This window comes from Polaromonas sp. P1_G2, assembly GCF_056405515.1.
Genome location: NZ_JBFUBY010001554.1, coordinates 1 through 385, shown reverse-complemented (window position 1 = coordinate 385; position 385 = coordinate 1). Strand labels below are relative to the sequence as shown.

Below are 385 nucleotides of genomic sequence, written 5' to 3'. Positions count from 1 at the left end.
CGACACGCTCTTTCCCCGCCTGCGGACGATCTCGGAGACGGCGATCCGGGTCGCGACCTTCCTGCAACGCCATCCCATGGTCACGACCGTGACCTATCCCGGCCTTGCCTCCCACCCGCAGCACGACCTGGCGAAGCGGCAGATGGAGGTATTCGGCGGCATCGTGACCTTCCAGGTAAAGGAACCGGGCAAGATGGCCCAGCAACTTGCCGAGCGTCTCAAGGTCGCTCACTACGCCTTCTCGCTCGGCCATCAGCGCTCGATCGTCGTGCTGCTCGATACCGAGGAGATGATGAACACGACATACCAGCTCGCCGGCGACCAGCTCGCAGACTATCGGCGTTTTGCCGGCGACGGCGTGTTCCGGCTGTCCGTGGGACTGGAG

General features: G+C 64.2%; 1 protein-coding gene. It reads left to right on the top strand.

The features are described from left to right. A partial coding sequence (locus tag AC1D0P_RS31520) for a PLP-dependent transferase (RefSeq protein WP_477680320.1) occupies nucleotides 1-385 on the top strand: 385 nt, incomplete at both ends.